Origin of the sequence: Prochlorococcus sp. MIT 1327 (assembly GCF_047304785.1) — a bacterium.
Lineage (GTDB): Bacteria > Cyanobacteriota > Cyanobacteriia > PCC-6307 > Cyanobiaceae > Prochlorococcus > Prochlorococcus marinus_D.
Genome location: NZ_CP138972.1, coordinates 1,790,318 through 1,807,250 on the forward strand (window position 1 = coordinate 1,790,318; position 16,933 = coordinate 1,807,250).

Sequence of the window (16,933 nt, forward strand, 5' to 3'; positions counted from 1 at the left end):
GAATTCTTCTTACCTGAGGTAGGCAGAGCACTAGCTATATTTATCTAAAGCAAATGCTAAGGCTCAGTTGCTATTGCCATGTAGCTTTAAACCTATAGGATTTAGCTAATCAGTCATTTGCAAATGGATCGAAATGTTTTAGGCGAACCTCTCGAGATTTGTAGTTGTGATCCGAACACGGGTTGGTATCGAGACGGAAAATGTAGAACTGATGGGAATGACCTTGGTCAGCATACGGTTTGCTGCGTGATCAGCGAGCAATTTCTGACCTATAGCAAAGCTCAAGGGAACGATCTATCAACACCAATGCCTCAGTATGGCTTCTCAGGCTTAAAACCAGGTGATCATTGGTGTGTGTGTGCATCTCGTTGGAAACAAGCCTATGATGATGGCATGGCACCAAATATTCGATTAGAGGCAACGAATATTGAGGTTTTAACAGCTATAGATCTTCAGATACTCAAGCAATACAGTCATGCTTGAGCTGCATAGATCTTTGAGAATTGAGAGCGCTGAGAAGCATGATCGATATCTCGGATGCGCCAAGGAATCATTATTTATACTCTTCGAACAATACTTTCACATCCATCATATTTATATATGTTGAAGAGCTAAATACTTCTCATTACTTTAAGGAATAGTGGCTATAGTTGTTATCAATCCTCCCTTTGTGAAGGGCTTTCAGCAAAAGTCTGCTCCAAGCGCCTTTTAAATTCGTCGTCCCGACTGATTGGACTAAGATCCCTTTGCGGCTTGAAGTTTGTGCCGACTTCCTTTGGAGGCTTGAATTCGACTTGTAAGTCCCTTCTTTTACTGAATAGTCCCATCGTCATACCTAGCCACCAGAACTGAAGTCCAGCGAAAACAAGAAAACAGAGCCCAAGCCCTATGTAGCCAGCGTTCATCTCCATACATGAAGCCTTGCATACAACTGGCATGGGCTCGAGATGAGCGGCTTTGGCAAGAACAGGCGAACGCGTGCCAAACGAGAGAAGAAGTGAATCAAAGCTCGTGAACTCGACCAGCTCGCAGTTGTTGACCAGCTCACGGAGCAGATTGCTGACCGCTGGCTGCTAATGATGTGGGATCAGCCTGGCGCTGCTTAGGTGGGATAAAACAAACAGGAAATAGGGATCTTGGATAAAAGAGAACGTCTACTCCCCCCTGTTGCTATGCGAGTAGGCATTTGATACCTAAGCTTGTTGCCTTGGTGCGTGCAAACGCCTTGTGACTTAGCCAAAGTTGGAACGAACGCATGAGCTGCCCTCTGTACCTACCAGAGGGCCTTTTTTTTATGGCAGAGGAGATAGACCTCGATCTGCGCAATCAACGTCGCCCTGCTTCCAGCCAGTGCCATCGATAGAAGGAGCCCAAACCTTGATGCAGTCGGTTCTCGTCGCCTCTTCCCATTCCTTACTCTCCTCATTCTGCAGATATTGACTCCACTCTTTGATTGAGTCGCCCCATCTTTCTCCGACGCACCACTGTGGGCATAGGTCGAAGTATTTTTCTGATAGTCAAGGTTGGCGTATAGATTTCTCAGCTCTAGAAGGAGCAGCCAGAGCTCCGATCAGCAAGAAGAGCATCAGAGCTTGAGCCGCATTGGCGAATGTATATCTTTGGTTCTCCCAATAGCCTGAAGGGAGCCTTCTTTCTCTTGGGGCCTCAGTTCACATAAAGCCAGCGGGCCTGATCAAGCACCTGCTTCAACTGGTCGTCATCGAGAGCAAGGGCTTCTGGCCAAACATCAGAGAGCCAAGCACGTAGCTTGATGCAATCGATTCCAGCCTTGCTCTGCCAGGGTGTGAAAAACTCCTCCTGAGCAGCCAGAACTCGGAACTTCAGGAACTCCAGCAAGCGGGCTCGCAGCCGCTGTTGGTTTGGCATTCAATGGATCGTTCCGGTCCGTTAAAAATACAACTCCGATCCAAGAAAAAAGAAGTCAAGAAGAAACAGTAAGAGAGAGATGGATTAGCCGGCCTATAAGTGCCCCAAACTGGTGAATAGACGCAAGCATGCAAGCAGAAATCAACAACTGGATGATCACCAACCATCAGAGCAAGCTCCTTAAGATCATCGATAAAATCGGCTTGGGAGAAGAGAGCAAGCTGAAGACTGACTCATTTCACCTCGTTTACTGAGCCATTTGGTCAGAAAAATCTGCTGATTCATTTTGAATTAATCCAAGCTGACTTTTCCCTTGTTGCTTAGCAACTCACCTCTTAAAGCCATGGTGTTGATCTTGTGGAGGTGTGCACCATCACGCTGCAGTTAAAGATTGCCTTAGGAACAAAAGACCCCCGAGGAACCAGGAGGTCTTTTCTCTCCCACACCCATAGGTGCTAGCGGTCAGGTTTCAGCTGCCGCCAACCCTTTGTTTGGCACTGGTTCTTGCTGAAAAGGCTGCAATTCGGCAATCTGCTTCTCGAGCTGATCAACAACTGAAAGATGCTCTGCTCTGCGTGCTTCAAGACGAGCAACGCGCTGTGCGTTTTGACGATCCTGAGCAGCCTTGTACGCAGAATCAGGGATCACAACAACGCGATCACGAGGAATGGTGTAGCCAAAGGGAGCATTGAAGACTTCGTCGAATCGTGAATACATGTCGTTCAGTTCAAGACCCCTACAGCATGACGCCATCAAAATTTCCGACCGAACCAAAAAGGTCGTAAGAACCAGGGCCGGTCGGCGCTAGACATCACCACCTGAACGGCTCGTGTACGGTTTTTGCGAATCAAAATCCATCGATCAATCCATCGCATCTTTGAGGGAACCCCAGAGCTTCTTTGCTTGCGCAAGGTTTCAAAGCAAACGCTTCTCTCCTGTGATCTTGTTGATGACATAGAACCGCTACTCGCTTGGATCGCTGGTTTCGCCGTTGATCTGATCTTCAGCAATAAGAGGCCCGATCCAATTCTTCTCAGATTGGGAGCAACTTTTATTGTTCTTGCTCTATCTGGTCATGTAAGCCCATCAGATGTGTGCAAGGCTTCTCTTATGCAACACGCTCTGAGTTGAGATGAATGCTGGCTATATCGCTCTTGGGATCTGTTTGCTTGTCTTCCTTGGCCTTCAGTTTTGGTGGGTAGGAATGACAATGAGAAATGGCCGTGGTGGGGCCAAAGGATGGGGAAAGACAGGTCTTTTTGACTTCAGGTCTCAACAAGAGGTCAAACCAAAAGACAGCATCCAGAGCTACAAAATCAGAAAACAGTTAGAGGAAACCTTCTCTAAAAGCCCTTAAAGGCCCTCGAACACCTCGGTGGTGCACACTCCACCGGTCTTTCGATTTACGCAGATCAGATGTGTGCAAGGCTGCCGGTGTACAACAGGTGGTCTAAGTTTCAATACCCCTTTGACCTGCTATGGAGACGAACGCTGCTTTAGCACTTCTTCTCTCTTTGCTTGTCTTATTTGGCCTTGGTTTTTGGTGGTTGTTCAGACTGACGATCAGGAAAGGCCCTGATCGGGCCAGCGAAGTGAGAAAAGCAGGAGGGCTCTTTAACTTCAGTTCTCAACAGAAGGGCAGCTCGCGGCGCAAGATCGCACCAAACGACGCAATCAAAGAGCGATTGGAAAAAACCTTCGCTGATAGCGCTTCACGAACGGAGGACTAAGACGCCTTAACCCTGAGGAGGGGTAGAACTCCTGCTACAGATCTTTCTTGCGCTATCTCCATAGCTCAAGTGCATCAGCCACGTGAGGATTGATCGTCTTGGTTTTCAGTAAGGCAGGCTCAGCCTTCATCGAGCGGCCTTGGACAACTCGATATCGCGATCGAGATCGCTAGGGCCAGCGCAATCCATGAATTGCAGAAACCACTAGCCCTTGGGGTCAGGCAACAAATACGGCGCGTCGCGCCTCATCTCACGCATCATTGTCAGTCGCCCATCAAGATCTTGCCTTCGCCATACGTCTCTGGCGGGTCAGGAATGGGCTGTTCCTCTGGGTTTTGTGGGATGGCTTCTTCCATCCCTAAATCGATCTGCACGAAAAGAAGAGACAAAACGCCAATCAGTCATGCAGCCACTGCCAGTAGAGACCAATGGCGAAGGTCCATACAGCGATGAGGCAAGCACATGGACCTCTACTAATGGATTTTGCCCTCACCCCTATTGCGCCAACGAATCAATCTCTTGATGGGGGTGGACAGGAGGGAATCAAACCAGTCATGATGAGAATGATTCCCATTCCCATTCCTGGTCTTGGTTCTCCGCCTATCGGCCGAGGCCACGGCTGGAGACTCAGGGGCCTTTCAGGGCGGCGGGTTGGACCAACCCCAAATGATGACCATGCGAATTCCACTGATTCGGCCAACAGCCTTGTTGTTACAACCATGAGCAAAACTTGGCTGATTTCGGGGCCTCCCGGCTGCGGCAAAACAACCTGGATCCTCAACACGATGCAGAGCCACCCAGGCTCTTGCGGATACCTGCGACTTGAGGGTTGCGCCGATGAAGGCCTTGAACAGGCCCCCGACACAGGAATAGATCTTGCCTTTCTCCAAGATCAGATTCCTCAACTGAGAGACCTCACTGATCCGCATCTAGACCTTGCATCCCAACCGGACGACTTGCTGGCATTGATCGAAGTTCCCCAGTTCCGCCCTCCCAAGGAGAGTGGTCTGATCGGGATCGATCCTCGCGTCAAAGCTCAGCTCGAAGCATTTCAGCTGCTCCCTGATCGCCATCTCCACTTCGGCCAAGAGCCTGAATTGCCGAAGCGAGACACCCTGGAATTCAGCAAGCTCGAATCCTGGACCATCAGCCTTCACAAATATGTCTGGGACCCCAGCAGCCTCAACAGCTTCTGGTTCGAACTTGTGAACGGTGCCTATGGCGATGTTTACCGAGCCAAGGCATTAATGAATCTGCCTGATGGTCGTGCATTTTTCTGCAACTGGATGATGACTCAGGACGGTTCACAGTTCCTGCCCCTGCAAGCAGTTGCACCACCAAATGGCCGCCCCACTCGAGTGTCTGAATTGGTGGTTCAAGGCAAAGCGCTCGATGCAGTCGGCGCTCAGTCGACGATCGACGACTGCCTGCTTAACGATGCCGTATTGGAGATGCATCAGGCACCTCTGCGAGATCGGCAACCAGAACTCACTCACTCACGCTGATTGTTATGGCTCATGCTGTGATTTCGTGTCTGCACGCCAACCTCGCTGCATTCGAGGCGGTGCTGGATGACATTGATCAACAAGGGATCGAGACGATCACCTGCCTTGGCGATTTAGTGGGCTACGGCCCCCAACCCAACGAAGTTGTGGAGCTGGTGCGAGAACGTGCCATACCCACTTGTCAGGGCTGCTGGGACGAGGACATCATCGATGGACTGAATGCATGCGAGTGCAGTTACCCATCTCAGCTGGCTGAACGGCGCGGACACCTGGCCCATCAGTGGACAGCCGAGCGGATGACTGATGAGAACAAGGCCTTTCTGGCCAGTCTGCCGACATCGTTACGTCGAGATCGGCTCCTGTTTGTGCACGGCAGCCCCAATAGCCAACACGAATATCTGCTGCCAAATATGGATGCCTTTGCAGCACTCGAAAGGGTGGAAACGGCAGGAGCCGAGACCCTTTTCTGTGGACACACTCATCAGCCTTATGTGCGTGAACTGCGGAATGGATCAATTCATGTGCGCCTGCAAAACGCCGGCAGCCACAGCGCAGGGGAACACGAGCTCAATTTGCCAATGCGTCGAATCGTCAATGCTGGCTCTGTGGGCGAGCCACGTCACGGCAGTACCAGCGCCACCTATGTGATTCACAACGATGCCACTGATGAGGTTGAGATCAAAGAGGTGAGCTATGACGTTGGGCGAACCTGTCAAGCCATTGTTGAAGCGGGGCTACCTCCAGTGTTCGCCTGGCGCTTGAGCCATGGCTTCGAATATGCCGAACAAGCAGAAGACGCAAGCCACGTGTGTGAACGCTGATGGATCGCTGGGCACTCGTAAGCGGTCTCCGCGGAGATTTGGAGGTTTATAACCTCATCCAGCGAGACTTAAAGAAAACCCGTGGGGTAGAGACCCTCTTTGTCTTGGGAGATCTGATTGGTCCTGATCGCAACTGCAACGCACTGTTGAACCGTCTGCAAAACCCTCATCGCAATGAATTAAAACCCCAATGCATCTATGGGTGGTGGGAAGAACAATTGCTTGCAGAGCGCGGGTTTCGTGGTGATCGAAATGCCGAAGCACTACGTCTCAACCAAGGAGAAGATGCTGTGCATGCACTTGTCAATGCTGTTGATTCTGCTCACTTGAACTGGCTGGCCTCTCTTCAATTCGGCTTCATTGAACTGGATTGTGGCCTCATCCATGGCAGCTCGGCGGACGTTGGCGACAACCTGACGCCAGAGAGCTCACCGTTAGTGCTCCTTGATCGCCTCACACGACTCGATGTGAACAGACTGTTCACTGCACGCAGTACTAAGCAATTTCGTCTTGAGTTAACAGGTGGAGGTATCGACTCACAAGTCAAGGATTTGGAGGGTCAACAGCAACATCAACAGACGGTTCCCAAACGGAGCGTGATCGGCATCGGAGCTGGCCCTCATTACACCCTGTACGACCCAGGCAGCGATCAAATCGACTTCCTCACTGCCGGAAGTCAAACGCCATCCAAGCATCGCGGTTTTGCTTGAACTAACCCTGCCCAACAGGACAAGTTAAAAGTTCAGTGAAAGACAGGAGCGCCTAAACCCTTGATGGCAATGGGGTTTAACACTCTCTTACGATCCAATGCTTAGAAAAGCGAAAGCTTTTAAACGCTCAAGCAGTTCCCCTTTGAAGCAATCATTGGCTCCTTTCCCTAAGCATTCCTTGTCTGCTGAAGCCACAATAAAAAAACCTGGAGCTATGAGCGGAGGAGGGCAGGTAGGCATTGCCTTGTTAACCACGCCCCCAATCTTCACTCCTATCCAATAACCCCTAACTGTCACTTGCCAGCAACTGCCAGCTCAGACAAGAAAAAGGGGCCCGCAGGCCCCGTAGAACGTGCTGTTGTATCCCAGCAAACGACGGCAGAGGGGTCCCACTCCAGCTGCCGTTAGCGATCACTCTTTTGTGGCCGCTAACTCTTTGTCTGGCTCAGCTGCTGGCAGGGCCGCTTGGAGTTCACCGATCTGCTCATTGAGGCGCTCAATCACCTGAGAGTGATGCTCTTTGCGAGCTTCAAGTTTGGCAACTTGACGCTCATTTTCTTGGGCACGCAGCTTGTTGTACTGCGAATCAGGAATCACAACAACGCGATCACGAGGAATGCTGTAGCCGAATGGAACGTCAAAGACGGAATCGAATAGTGAATACATGATTGTTCTCTTCAAGACCCCTACAGTTTGACTCCACCAGAATGTTCAACCGAACCAAAAGGGTCGTGAGAACCAGGGCCGGTCGGCGATAGACATCCCATCGTGAACGTCACAGGTACGGTTTTCGCGACTCAAAATCCATCGATCAATAGGTGCATCGTCAAGGCAATACAAGAGTTGCATGGCTTGAGCAAGATTCAAGCCTGGAGGCTTCTCTGCGATGAACTCCTCGAGCACCTAGAACTGCTCCGCGCTTGGCTCCTATAGCTCGCCGTTGTCTTGAAATTCAGCAATAAGGTTCTCGAGCTATTTCTTCTCACGCTGCGCACGTTTGCACCTGTTCTTGCCATCGCTGGCCATGTGAGACCATCAGCTGAGCAAGCCTTCCAGCTCCTCAATGCTCAGTAAGTCCATAACTGGGATGTTCGGTCGTCGAAACAAAAAAGATGCTCCCAAGGAGGAACCCACAGAAACAGATCTCGAAAGGGGCTACAGGCTCGCTGCCGCCAAGCAAAAGGAGATTTTGAAAGAACTTCTCGCACAAAAACCAAGGGCCTAACTTTCCACCACTGGTCTACGAGCAGAAGAGTTGAAACGACCCTCACCACACGGCTCACTTGGCCCTCCAGCCCACTTTTTGCAGTCTTTTCCATCGCTCCCTTGTGTCATCCACATCGGGATCCATCGATCTGGTTTTCAGTAAGGCGAGCTCTTCCTTCCTCTGGCGACCTTTGATCACTTCGATGGGGCGGTCGAGATCGCTCTTGTCAGTCGCCCATCAAGATCTTGCCTTCGCCGTACGTCTCTGGCGGGTCAGGGATTTGCTGTTCCTCTGGGTTTTGTGGGATGGCTTCTTCCATGCCCAAATCGATCTCAACGAAAAGAAGAGACAAAACACCAATCAGTAATGCAGCCACTGCCACTAGAGACCAGTGGCGACGGTCCATCATTGAATCAATAACAATCAGTACCAATGCTCTACTAGATCACAGCGCCTTGTTGAATGAAAGCTTTGGAGTTAGCAGCTTTTTTTATCCAGATCAAACGGATAGTCATTCATTCAAGTCTTAGAAGGATAAAAAAAGGGTTTCTCCAAGGCAACAACAACTCCGTTGGCATTGGACGATTCGCCTCATCAAAATCCAAAAACACTTGTGTCAAGATGCAGTGACTATTCCATTTCAACTGGATAAAGACAAGCTGGTTAGCGATATGGACTGACTGAATTCACCAGCAGGTCAACTCTTCAGAGGCCATCAAATCGAACATTTAGGTTCACCCTTTCAGGCCCTAGGGCAGTAGCTTGCGTCACCAAAACTGCTGTCTTTTGGCTTGCTGTTCCATCAACTGACACGCCAATGGGTGGTGCCCAGGTCGCGGAAAACCCCCAGGGTCCAATCGTGGTTCGGATTGGTTGCTCGCTATAACCTGCCTTTGTCAGAGCACTTTTGACAATTGGAAAGAGTGTTTCAGCTGTGCCATTGAGCTGACCATTGAGCCCAGTTTGACCAATCGCATTTGCCATAAATAGAGGAGCCAACTTCCCTCTCACCTCCTTGGGAAGCGTGTTCAGAAGTACCGATGGCTTTTCCGCCCATGCAGCTGGCGAAAGAGTGGTGAACAAAAACACAGCCGCGACCAGGAATCTGCGCATCAGTTGGGGGTATTTCTGTCTCAGTTGTAGCCAAAACAATCGATTTGCCCATGGCAGCAACAAGGCTGAGGATGAACTGCTCATCGATGACCAAGGCAAAGCACCCAGCCACCATGACGATCTGACCACTGCATGAAAAACCGTCGCGATGACGAGTAAGCAGGGCCGCTTGAATTCAGCGCTAAGAACCCGGACCAGAAAAAAGAGACAATGCGCCGGTCTTAGGCATGCCCCATGCCAGTGCAAGCATGCTGATCAGCAACAACTTGAATTGAGCCCCCTGCGACCATCGCCACTGATTGGCTCATGCATGCCACATCAAAGAGATCACCTAGATGTTGATGTGATGCGCAAGCAGGCAAGACAATAAAAAAGGCCCATTAGGGCCAGGGACAAACCTTGTGGTTCTCACAGAGCTCGATGAGGTTTGGCGACTGCAAGACCGCGCAGTCCGAAAAAGGCAAGGACGCAGCTGATGCCGGTGAGAAGTACAAGGGTCGAGACCAAAGTGGGGGTCAGTTCATAGCAACTACCCCAAAAGCTGATACCCATGTCATTTACAGCAAGACTTTTAGTTCATAGCAACAACTCAGCCAATCGCCAATAGGGCCAGGTTGATCGTTGCTGATCAGGTCAATGGCAGTGAACGGCGCCAACGATCAATTAAGCAAAAAGACTTACTTTTACAGGCGGTGTAATAACGACAGAACCACCTCAGCACACCTCAAGCGTGTGGTTCATAGCAGCTGCGAGATTGTCAATCAAAGAACAAACAAAATCCAACATTTGCGAAGCATCCATCCTGACTGAAGCCGCTAAACCCTGGTCTTAAAGGGATTGGACGCCATGGATCGTTCAGACAACCTCGCCAAGATGGCAGTTCAGGCCACTTAAGCAGTACACCACTACAGAAAAAAAAGATCACTCCAGCAACACACGCTGCGCGACCCACAAACAAGAACCAAGACCGATATCGCCCGTCAGCGAATGTTCTGATGCCTTAGTTGGTGGACAGCATCAAGTCATACCAGTGGGTTTGCCAGCATATAAAAAAGACCCTTGGTTGCTTTGCATTCACAGCAAGGGTCTTGGCGTTCTCTTGTGAGGTGGGGTTAGCTCGCAGTACGGGCTAGCTCCTTAGCCTTGTCTGACAGAGCTCCCTCAAGAGTCAACCTTGCGATCTGAATTTCAAGACGTTCAAGGGCGCTGAGGTATGCAGCCTTGGTTTGCTCGAGGTCTGCAACACGTGCAGCCTTCTGAGCGTCGTAATGAGCCTTGTACTCACCATCACTCATTGCATAGAAGGTGGGTTTTACAGAGGCACTGGAGGAAGCGAAATAACTGTCGAGGAGCTCGCCTTTGTCCTGATAGTCAGCAATGCGGTTATCTAAGGAGGTCATTGGAGGGAGAGAAAAATCGTTCCTTATCGGGCTGCATTTAAAGGGCCATCCAGGAGGCAGTGGGTACGGTTTCCGCGAATAAAACTCGATAGGCAGATACTTGCTGTCTGCCAACGTCACCCAGAACACCTTGACTTGTGCCTGGTTTAACTGCAGCTGTTGTTCCTCTGCTCTGCGGCGATGCGGTTCTAGAACCACTTCTGCTCAGTCGTGCGCGTCGCTGCTTGTGTACACCTCTTGCCATGAGAGCCGATCAACTAGGCAAGGGATCTTGTCAGTCAGAGCTCATCCCAACTCAAGCAGGTTGGAGGGTTCTAAAGAGCAGGGATTCATACACAGCTATCGCCAACAAGATCAAGACGATTCCGCTGACCAGTAGTTTGCCGTTCATCGATGTCGTGGAGACAGGCACTTCCCTTTCTACTTTCTGCGCAAGTGCTGTGCTAATCGAGTTTTGCAAGAACCTGCCACCCTTGCGCTGAGAATGCTGGCCTGGCCATCTCAACCCAACAACTGGGCAAGGCTTTCGCTCTGCACCAATTGAAAATGAGGCAAAGAAGGGCAGCCCAAAGGATTGCACCGTTTAGGAATCATGCGTGCTCAAGTCGGGCCAAGGTCCCCATTGGCAAACCTGGCGATCCCTTCCAAGCTGACCCCGCCAACCAGCACAAATTCATAAACAGCGATCCCCACAAGGGATAGGACGATGGCCAGAACCACAACTTTGCCGTTCATCGATGCACCACTTGAAAGCATGAAGGATTGATCAAAACTCAACCTGGTTGGAGAAATCTGACGATCAAAGGTTCACATAGAGCGACACCAGCCAGTAGCAGGGAGATTGCCAGAAAAAGAGCTTTGCCACTCATCTATGGCATTTGGGCGTGTCGTCCCTTTCTACTTTCACCTCAAGTGTTGTGCAGCATTGATCGATCGGTGCACTCATCACCACTGGGGTGGCGCAGCGCTCCAAAACTCCTTGATGCTTTGTTTGCATTACATCGCTCCATGAGCTCCATGGCGCCTTCGATGCAATCGTCAAGTCTGCTTGCCTTGAGCAGCAACAGAGGCTGATGAAACCATCAATCAAGTGTGCTGAAGCCTCGAGGCTTCCTTCTACTGCAACTGATCAACGCCTACTTTCAACTCTCAGTTCTCAACGCTCTTCTGATCAACATCGATCTACGGCCTGGCTGAAGAGGTAACAACAGAGCAACTCAACACATCTCCTGACAGACATCCGAGCGGATCGGCAAGGGACTGACGAACCAAGCGCTAGCCACCGATGCGATATATCAAGTTTTCTTGATGGATTGCTAACTTTTCCTCGTTTCACCTACCTGAACGGACTTCGCAGCGTTGTTACTGTTTCTATCGCTGGTTCACTCTTGGCCGCTGGCGGTTTTTGGGCTGTAGAAGACCTCCTGGCAAACGGAGCAGAGGCAGGCATGATCATTCTCACCAATAGCTACACCGCAGCCACGAGATGCAACTGATCAACCGCCCCTCAGGGGGCTTTTTTGCCCTGATACGCGTAGACCAGCTTCGTCTAGACGTATAAGCCAAGTAAACCAATGATCATCGAGAAGGATCTTTAAGCCTGAGGGGCTAAGCCCAGGCGAGGCCTGGATAGAACCTGCTGTTCATCTTGAACAAACGTTAATGCTGGTTGTACTTGTATTCATCGATACTCAAGATGGAACCAGCTGTTTTGACAACGGTGGTTTTTTCGCAAGCGATCCAAACCAAACCTCTCACTTATACGTCGCCTGCGGCACGTGAACGTGAAATTTACTTCTCATCTGCAAGGAATTTGGCCAACGCTCAGTTTCAACTTGCTGATGCTGAGCTGACGCAGAGGTTATGGCAGGACGTGAGCGATCGCGATCTTGATGTGGATCGGGTGCTCAACTTGATGTATGGATGCTGGTTCCACGACGATGCGGAAGCGATGATCGATGCAGACGAGGCTTTTCTCCAGAGCGGGCGTGCGGAAACTTGAGGCCATGGTGGACGCCCTATAGAACGCCATGCCAAATCGTTGACGGTCAACCGCCCCTTCGGGGGCTTTTTTTTGCCTTATCCGCACCGGCCATTTTCATCTCGACGGATAGGCCGGATAACCCTCGCCTACAGGCATTACCTGTGAATGCCACCAGCGCCGTTCTTCTTTTGGCAGCCGGTAGCTGAAGTCTGTTTTGACGTCATGCCATTGATTGCCCGCACGATCAACACCGATGACTGAGTAGCTCGGAGACGTACGTGTGGCGATGTCTTCGACATAGCGCAGACCAAAACGATTCCAGGAAGGCTCCTTGCCCTTCCAGCAGCTGAGCCAGCCAAAAAATTCGTGTCAGGTCGGTGTGCGCCTGAACGCTGAAGCAAAGGTCAATGGAGAGCAGCCTAGATCTGATGGCTGCGGGTAGAGCTGTGTATGGAAGCCTGTTTTTTTGAACACCCAATAAGCTTGCGATTGCGATTTAAATTCAGATGAGTCTTGTGAATTCAATCAAGAAAAACCTGACCTTTGGTAACGGTAAATACATCTTTGATGGCTCAATATCTTGAGGCCAAGACATCAACCCTTCCAGGTAGTTTCCCTGTAATTTCTAATACAGCCTTGATGAATCTCTATGTGTATGTTTTGAAAGTCATCTATATGGAGCAAGTTCATGCCCATCAGTGATTTCTTAAAAGAGACCATTAATGATTGCATGACCAATAAGGCAGAATCATTGAATGGCAGGATTGCAATGGTTGGTATGTTGGCTCTTATGGTTACGTACCTTGCAACGGGAGACATTATCCCAGGTGTTTTTTAGTCTGGCGATTCTCCAATTGATGGGGAGCGATTAACTGGGAGTCATTCTTAGATTAAAACTTATATAAAACTCTAATGAATGGGCTCCCGATTTTCCTTAAATGAATCATTTTCTGATTGATGTTTGAAGGTTATTGATCTCTCTTCTGTAGACCTGCAGTAACATGATTCCCTCAGTTATGCAGTAGAGGCCTCTGTTGAATTTAATCATCTAGCTTGGTCACACAATGCATGTATTTGCCTTCATGATGCTCAGACGGCTCAAGCCTTTGCGGGCAATAGTGGTTGCTGTGTCTTGATTCTTTCAAAGGCTTTTATTCTTTCTTATGATCTCATCAGCCATTTCAAATGGCAGCCTTTAGGGCGTTGATGGTGTTAGATAGCAAGCAGCATCTCCATCTGAAATTTTCAGGAGTAGTTTTTGCATGACAGGGTCAACTAAATTAAGCTTTGATTCGTTCAAAGTGAATCAATTGATGCAGACAGAAAAGCGCCTTTTGGCCTAAATAGAGTTAGAAGAGAAGACTTTCCATGACTGAAATGTTAAATTTTGATCTGCGGCAGAAAGCTCTGAAACTCCTCAGCAGAAAAAGAGCTTTGAAAAATGAGCTCAAGCTTTACCTTGTTTTCAATCAATTGCTTATCTGGGTTTGGGTGTTTACTAAAATTACCTTTTTTTGGCCCATTTGGTCTATTTTGGCTGGAGGTATTTATCTTCTTTCTAAGTCACATAAACTCTCTCGTATACAGAAGCAGCTTATCCATGCAAAAGCGAGGCAGCGTATGGGTGCCTCGACTCTGCTAAAAGACGAACACATTTCGAAACTTGTTGAAGCATCGTGAATCTTGGCGCTTCATCTTCGTAATGGAGGAGATCGACAGAAAACTTGCAGAACCTATCAAGGCAGCTGAGGGCTCGCCCTTTGCGGACCCGAAGAAGATGCTACCGAGACCATCAATCTCCAGACATTTCAGAGGCTAAATCTTGATTCAGTCAGAAGAATATTAGATTCGAAAAGATCCCATGATATTTTTTGCATTATTAAAGACCGAAACATTGAATATGGATAACAGTGGTTTTATTGATTGGTATTCGAACTAAAAAACTTGATTATAGATCAAGTGTATTTGAGTAGCCTTGCGATTTTAGTTAGACAAACAATGCCTCAAGTATCAATATGAAATAGATGTAGGCAATAGCAAGTGTCTGCAATGATGCTCATGATGAAAGGTTGATGTATGAAAAGGATTTCAATTGATGCTTGCCGCGAGTTTGTCTTATCTTGAATCATTTGGCAATTTATAAAGTCGGCCGTCTTAAACTAAGCCAATTGGTTTAATAGAGCTTTTATTCCTACATTTACTAGAAAGCAGCTAAGACCTGCTTCATTATTCTTAGCTTGTCGTGCTGCTTCATGGCTGCGTTTGGGCAAGTCAATTGGTTGACGACCACTTCCTCACTAAACAGGTAATATCCCAATAAATTTTGGTTGCCATAGAAGTCAATGCAAGGATATTTTCCATTAGCCAATAGAGTCTATCTTTTGTAGTTGTAAGCACAGGTTAGTTGATTGTAAGTCTTCAAACCATGGCATAGTCAACTTTTGCGGCTGTATTGTGAGGTTTTATACAGCATTCTTTTATAGTTTTTCTTATATTTATCAAGTCACATATTTTGAGCAAGACCATGACGATCGCTGATTTCATGAGCAACAAGGCAGAGACTTGGAACGGAAGAGTCGCAATGCTTGGCTTTTTAGTGGCCATCGGTACATATGTAGTAACAGGAGAAATTATTCCCGGTATTTTTTAGTGAACTTATAGGGAGCTTTCTTGAGCTATTTTTATATTCAAGTGGCTCCCTATTATTTAAACCAAAAGGCTCTTCATCTATTGCATTGGGGCGTGCAATCCCTTTCTACTTTCACCTCAAGTGCTGTGCAGCATTGATCGAACCCTGCACTCATCATCACTGGGGTGGCGCAGCGCTCCAAAACCCCTTGATGCCTTGTGTGCATCGCTCCATGAGCTCCATGGCGTCTTAGATGCAATCGTCAAGCCTCCTTGGCGTGAGCAGCAACAGAGGCTGATGAGGCCAGCAATCAAGCGTGCTGCAGCCTCGTCGCATCCTTCTACTGCAACTAATCAACGCCTACTTTCAACTCTCAGTTCTCAACGCTCTTCTGATCAACATCGATCTACGGCCTGGCTGAAGAGGTAACAACAGAGCAACTCAACACATCTCCTGGTAGGCATCCGAGCGGATCGGCAAGGTACTGACGAACCAAGCGCTAGCCACCGATGAGATATATCAAGATTTCTTGATGGATCGCTAACTGTTCCTCGTTTCACTTACGTGCTGCTCTAGTTATGGAACGCCTAACAGCGCTAAGCCTCATGATGACCATTCTCAAGAAGGGCTTTCTGCTTTCTTCACTGGTCGCTCTCGGTGTTGGCATCACGGCTTGCAGCACCTCAGGCACCTCAGGGTCATCCGGCCGTCTCAGCGGAGCTGGTGCCACTTTCCCTGCAAAGATCTATACCCGTTGGTTTAGTGATCTCGCCAAGGCTGGGGGGCCACAAGTCAACTATCAGGCTGTTGGCTCTGGATCTGGTCGTAAAGCCTTCATTGATCAGACCGTGAGCTTCGCGGCATCGGATGATCCGATGAAGCAAGAAGATATTGACAAGGTTCAGCGTGGCTTGGTGCAAATCCCCATGGTGGGAGGCACCATCGCCTTTGGCTACAACCGAGACTGCGATCTGAAGTTGACCCAAAAGCAAGCGGTTGAAGTTGCTCTTGGCAGCATCACTGATTGGGATCAACTCAATTGCCCTGCAGGCAAGATCACTTGGGTGCATCGCTCTGATGGCTCTGGCACCACCAAGGCTTTTACCAATTCCATGCAGGCCTTTTCTCAACAATGGACCCTGGGAACCGGGAAATCAGTGGAATGGCCAACAGGGGTGGGCGCTAAAGGGAATTCAGGTGTTGCTGGTGTGATTACAAATACACCTGGCGCGATCGGTTACGTGAATCAGTCATTCATCAAAGGAAAGGTCAAAGCTGCTGCACTTGAAAATCTCTCTGGCGAGTTCCTCAAGCCAACTGTGAATACAGGAGCTGCTGCCCTCAATGGCATCCAGTTAGACGCCAATCTCGCCGGTACCAATCCAAATCCCACAGCCAAAGGGGCTTATCCGATTGCCACTCTCACCTGGTTGTTGGCATACAAAACTGGTAATGGCAGCAACCTTGATGCTCTTAAAACAACCTTTGACTACATGTTGAGTGATGAGGCTCAGGCGCAAGCTGATGGTTTGGGCTTCGTTCCCCTTCAAGGCAAAATTCTCGACAAAGCTCGTAGTGCCGTTGGATTGGTCAGCAAGTGACAATCGCACCACCACATTTGCTTGATTCAAGTCGTGCCAGAACTCTAATGAAGGCACTTGCAGATCCTATTCGTCTGCAAGTGATAGAGGAGCTTGCCTCTGGTGAACGTTGTGTGTGTGATCTCATTAATGAGTTAAGTCTTGGCCAATCACGCCTTTCCTTTCATCTCAAGGTCTTAAAAGATGCTGGTTTGATTGTTGATCGGCAGAGTGGTCGTTGGGTTTATTACCGCTTAGAGCCAAAAGCCCTTGGTATCTTGCAAGATTGGCTTTCATCTTTAGCCGAGCAATGCCAGAAACCAACGATTAACTGCGAATAATCATGTTGTTGGTAGTCATGAACCTG

25 protein-coding genes are annotated in these 16,933 nt (G+C 49.0%); 14 read left to right on the top strand and 11 right to left on the bottom strand.

The window, feature by feature from the left end:
• Window positions 1–123: 123 nt before the first annotated feature.
• Window positions 124–483: a DUF2237 family protein gene (locus SIB80_RS08820; RefSeq protein WP_063395356.1), complete on the top strand. Its 360-nt coding sequence runs from the start codon at window positions 124–126 to the stop codon at window positions 481–483.
• A 1,182-nt stretch (window positions 484–1,665) separates the two neighbouring features.
• On the opposite strand, the gene SIB80_RS08825 is transcribed toward SIB80_RS08820, so the two are convergent.
• Both SIB80_RS08825 and SIB80_RS08830 read right to left on the bottom strand, forming a co-directional pair.
• Entirely contained in the window at window positions 1,666–1,887 is a 222-nt protein-coding gene (locus SIB80_RS08825; RefSeq protein WP_011130345.1) for a hypothetical protein, read from the bottom strand.
• A 462-nt stretch (window positions 1,888–2,349) separates the two neighbouring features.
• A complete protein-coding gene (locus SIB80_RS08830) occupies window positions 2,350–2,640 on the bottom strand; it encodes a guanylate-binding protein (RefSeq protein WP_205909838.1) in 291 nt (96 codons plus the stop codon).
• Between the two features lie 379 nt (window positions 2,641–3,019).
• On the opposite strand from SIB80_RS08830, the gene SIB80_RS08835 reads away from it, so the two are divergent.
• The 5 genes from SIB80_RS08835 to SIB80_RS08855 all read left to right on the top strand — a co-directional run bounded on the left by SIB80_RS08835 (window position 3,020) and on the right by SIB80_RS08855 (window position 6,653).
• The gene (locus SIB80_RS08835) at window positions 3,020–3,244 is read left to right on the top strand and encodes a hypothetical protein (protein WP_063418792.1); all 225 of its coding nucleotides are present in this window, start codon (window positions 3,020–3,022) and stop codon (window positions 3,242–3,244) included.
• A gap of 121 nt (window positions 3,245–3,365) precedes the next feature.
• Window positions 3,366–3,617, top strand: coding sequence for a hypothetical protein (locus SIB80_RS08840; protein WP_011130342.1), 252 nt, complete (start codon window positions 3,366–3,368; stop codon window positions 3,615–3,617).
• A gap of 719 nt (window positions 3,618–4,336) precedes the next feature.
• Window positions 4,337–5,122: a GTP-binding protein gene (locus tag SIB80_RS08845; RefSeq protein WP_041385051.1), complete on the top strand. Its 786-nt coding sequence runs from the start codon at window positions 4,337–4,339 to the stop codon at window positions 5,120–5,122.
• A 5-nt stretch (window positions 5,123–5,127) separates the two neighbouring features.
• The gene (locus tag SIB80_RS08850) at window positions 5,128–5,943 is read left to right on the top strand and encodes a metallophosphoesterase family protein (protein ID WP_011130339.1); all 816 of its coding nucleotides are present in this window, start codon (window positions 5,128–5,130) and stop codon (window positions 5,941–5,943) included.
• Window positions 5,943–6,653, top strand: a complete 711-nt coding sequence (locus SIB80_RS08855) for a hypothetical protein (RefSeq protein WP_063395361.1) — start codon at window positions 5,943–5,945, stop codon at window positions 6,651–6,653. The genes SIB80_RS08850 and SIB80_RS08855 overlap by 1 nt, the downstream gene beginning before the upstream one ends.
• Window positions 6,654–7,064: 411 nt before the next feature.
• Here the strand turns inward: SIB80_RS08855 and SIB80_RS08860 are convergent, their stop codons facing one another.
• Entirely contained in the window at window positions 7,065–7,319 is a 255-nt protein-coding gene (locus tag SIB80_RS08860) for a guanylate-binding protein (protein ID WP_011825842.1), read from the bottom strand.
• Window positions 7,320–7,364: 45 nt separating this feature from the next.
• Window positions 7,365–7,556 carry a hypothetical protein gene (locus tag SIB80_RS08865; protein ID WP_169190007.1) on the bottom strand — a complete coding sequence of 64 codons (192 nt, stop codon included), beginning with the start codon at window positions 7,554–7,556 and terminating at the stop codon, window positions 7,365–7,367.
• A gap of 42 nt (window positions 7,557–7,598) precedes the next feature.
• On the opposite strand from SIB80_RS08865, the gene SIB80_RS08870 reads away from it, so the two are divergent.
• Window positions 7,599–7,727, top strand: coding sequence for a hypothetical protein (locus SIB80_RS08870; protein WP_255359795.1), 129 nt, complete (start codon window positions 7,599–7,601; stop codon window positions 7,725–7,727).
• Window positions 7,728–7,932: 205 nt separating this feature from the next.
• On the opposite strand, the gene SIB80_RS08875 is transcribed toward SIB80_RS08870, so the two are convergent.
• The 5 genes from SIB80_RS08875 to SIB80_RS08895 all read right to left on the bottom strand — a co-directional run bounded on the left by SIB80_RS08875 (window position 7,933) and on the right by SIB80_RS08895 (window position 10,373).
• Window positions 7,933–8,058 (bottom strand): hypothetical protein, encoded by a 126-nt coding sequence (locus tag SIB80_RS08875; RefSeq protein WP_231906007.1) that lies wholly within the window; start codon window positions 8,056–8,058, stop codon window positions 7,933–7,935.
• A 28-nt stretch (window positions 8,059–8,086) separates the two neighbouring features.
• Entirely contained in the window at window positions 8,087–8,269 is a 183-nt protein-coding gene (locus SIB80_RS08880; protein WP_063434712.1) for a hypothetical protein, read from the bottom strand.
• Window positions 8,270–8,565: 296 nt separating this feature from the next.
• Window positions 8,566–9,057, bottom strand: coding sequence for a hypothetical protein (locus SIB80_RS08885; protein ID WP_155727991.1), 492 nt, complete (start codon window positions 9,055–9,057; stop codon window positions 8,566–8,568).
• Window positions 9,058–9,381: 324 nt separating this feature from the next.
• A complete protein-coding gene (locus SIB80_RS08890; RefSeq protein WP_169189910.1) occupies window positions 9,382–9,525 on the bottom strand; it encodes a hypothetical protein in 144 nt (47 codons plus the stop codon).
• Window positions 9,526–10,085: 560 nt separating this feature from the next.
• Window positions 10,086–10,373, bottom strand: coding sequence for a hypothetical protein (locus SIB80_RS08895; protein WP_063419255.1), 288 nt, complete (start codon window positions 10,371–10,373; stop codon window positions 10,086–10,088).
• Window positions 10,374–10,510: 137 nt separating this feature from the next.
• Between SIB80_RS08895 and SIB80_RS08900 the strand changes: the two genes are divergently transcribed.
• A complete protein-coding gene (locus tag SIB80_RS08900; RefSeq protein ID WP_063419254.1) occupies window positions 10,511–10,855 on the top strand; it encodes a hypothetical protein in 345 nt (114 codons plus the stop codon).
• 118 nt (window positions 10,856–10,973) lie between these two features.
• On the opposite strand, the gene SIB80_RS08905 is transcribed toward SIB80_RS08900, so the two are convergent.
• Window positions 10,974–11,129, bottom strand: a complete 156-nt coding sequence (locus SIB80_RS08905) for a hypothetical protein (RefSeq protein ID WP_162009614.1) — start codon at window positions 11,127–11,129, stop codon at window positions 10,974–10,976.
• 109 nt (window positions 11,130–11,238) lie between these two features.
• Window positions 11,239–11,415 (bottom strand): hypothetical protein, encoded by a 177-nt coding sequence (locus SIB80_RS08910; protein ID WP_236065969.1) that lies wholly within the window; start codon window positions 11,413–11,415, stop codon window positions 11,239–11,241.
• Window positions 11,416–11,686: 271 nt separating this feature from the next.
• Between SIB80_RS08910 and SIB80_RS08915 the strand changes: the two genes are divergently transcribed.
• The 6 genes from SIB80_RS08915 to SIB80_RS08940 all read left to right on the top strand — a co-directional run bounded on the left by SIB80_RS08915 (window position 11,687) and on the right by SIB80_RS08940 (window position 16,907).
• Entirely contained in the window at window positions 11,687–11,869 is a 183-nt protein-coding gene (locus tag SIB80_RS08915; protein ID WP_063419252.1) for a hypothetical protein, read from the top strand.
• A 200-nt stretch (window positions 11,870–12,069) separates the two neighbouring features.
• Window positions 12,070–12,375: a hypothetical protein gene (locus SIB80_RS08920; RefSeq protein WP_011130361.1), complete on the top strand. Its 306-nt coding sequence runs from the start codon at window positions 12,070–12,072 to the stop codon at window positions 12,373–12,375.
• A gap of 1,350 nt (window positions 12,376–13,725) precedes the next feature.
• Entirely contained in the window at window positions 13,726–14,037 is a 312-nt protein-coding gene (locus SIB80_RS08925) for a 2TM domain-containing protein (RefSeq protein ID WP_063395370.1), read from the top strand.
• An 844-nt stretch (window positions 14,038–14,881) separates the two neighbouring features.
• Window positions 14,882–15,007 carry a high light inducible protein gene (locus SIB80_RS08930; protein ID WP_011130364.1) on the top strand — a complete coding sequence of 42 codons (126 nt, stop codon included), beginning with the start codon at window positions 14,882–14,884 and terminating at the stop codon, window positions 15,005–15,007.
• Window positions 15,008–15,594: 587 nt separating this feature from the next.
• Entirely contained in the window at window positions 15,595–16,587 is a 993-nt protein-coding gene (gene pstS / locus SIB80_RS08935) for a phosphate ABC transporter substrate-binding protein PstS (protein WP_063419264.1), read from the top strand.
• Between the two features lie 47 nt (window positions 16,588–16,634).
• The gene (locus SIB80_RS08940) at window positions 16,635–16,907 is read left to right on the top strand and encodes an ArsR/SmtB family transcription factor (protein ID WP_063419265.1); all 273 of its coding nucleotides are present in this window, start codon (window positions 16,635–16,637) and stop codon (window positions 16,905–16,907) included.
• The last annotated feature ends 26 nt before the right edge of the window (window positions 16,908–16,933 follow it).

What these genes read in the sequence shown, in the direction of transcription:
- SIB80_RS08820 (WP_063395356.1), top strand. Translation starts at nt 124, where the DNA reads ATGGATCGAAATGTTTTAGGCGAACCTCTCGAGATTTGTAGTTGTGAT.
- SIB80_RS08825 (WP_011130345.1), bottom strand. Translation starts at nt 1,887, where the DNA reads ATGCCAAACCAACAGCGGCTGCGAGCCCGCTTGCTGGAGTTCCTGAAG.
- SIB80_RS08830 (WP_205909838.1), bottom strand. Translation starts at nt 2,640, where the DNA reads ATGGCGTCATGCTGTAGGGGTCTTGAACTGAACGACATGTATTCACGA.
- SIB80_RS08835 (WP_063418792.1), top strand. Translation starts at nt 3,020, where the DNA reads ATGAATGCTGGCTATATCGCTCTTGGGATCTGTTTGCTTGTCTTCCTT.
- SIB80_RS08840 (WP_011130342.1), top strand. Translation starts at nt 3,366, where the DNA reads ATGGAGACGAACGCTGCTTTAGCACTTCTTCTCTCTTTGCTTGTCTTA.
- SIB80_RS08845 (WP_041385051.1), top strand. Translation starts at nt 4,337, where the DNA reads ATGAGCAAAACTTGGCTGATTTCGGGGCCTCCCGGCTGCGGCAAAACA.
- SIB80_RS08850 (WP_011130339.1), top strand. Translation starts at nt 5,128, where the DNA reads ATGGCTCATGCTGTGATTTCGTGTCTGCACGCCAACCTCGCTGCATTC.
- SIB80_RS08855 (WP_063395361.1), top strand. Translation starts at nt 5,943, where the DNA reads ATGGATCGCTGGGCACTCGTAAGCGGTCTCCGCGGAGATTTGGAGGTT.
- SIB80_RS08860 (WP_011825842.1), bottom strand. Translation starts at nt 7,319, where the DNA reads ATGTATTCACTATTCGATTCCGTCTTTGACGTTCCATTCGGCTACAGC.
- SIB80_RS08880 (WP_063434712.1), bottom strand. Translation starts at nt 8,269, where the DNA reads ATGATGGACCGTCGCCACTGGTCTCTAGTGGCAGTGGCTGCATTACTG.
- SIB80_RS08885 (WP_155727991.1), bottom strand. Translation starts at nt 9,057, where the DNA reads ATGAGCAGTTCATCCTCAGCCTTGTTGCTGCCATGGGCAAATCGATTG.
- SIB80_RS08890 (WP_169189910.1), bottom strand. Translation starts at nt 9,525, where the DNA reads ATGGGTATCAGCTTTTGGGGTAGTTGCTATGAACTGACCCCCACTTTG.
- SIB80_RS08895 (WP_063419255.1), bottom strand. Translation starts at nt 10,373, where the DNA reads ATGACCTCCTTAGATAACCGCATTGCTGACTATCAGGACAAAGGCGAG.
- SIB80_RS08905 (WP_162009614.1), bottom strand. Translation starts at nt 11,129, where the DNA reads ATGCTTTCAAGTGGTGCATCGATGAACGGCAAAGTTGTGGTTCTGGCC.
- SIB80_RS08920 (WP_011130361.1), top strand. Translation starts at nt 12,070, where the DNA reads ATGGAACCAGCTGTTTTGACAACGGTGGTTTTTTCGCAAGCGATCCAA.
- SIB80_RS08925 (WP_063395370.1), top strand. Translation starts at nt 13,726, where the DNA reads ATGACTGAAATGTTAAATTTTGATCTGCGGCAGAAAGCTCTGAAACTC.
- SIB80_RS08930 (WP_011130364.1), top strand. Translation starts at nt 14,882, where the DNA reads ATGACGATCGCTGATTTCATGAGCAACAAGGCAGAGACTTGGAACGGA.
- pstS (WP_063419264.1), top strand. Translation starts at nt 15,595, where the DNA reads ATGACCATTCTCAAGAAGGGCTTTCTGCTTTCTTCACTGGTCGCTCTC.
- SIB80_RS08940 (WP_063419265.1), top strand. Translation starts at nt 16,635, where the DNA reads ATGAAGGCACTTGCAGATCCTATTCGTCTGCAAGTGATAGAGGAGCTT.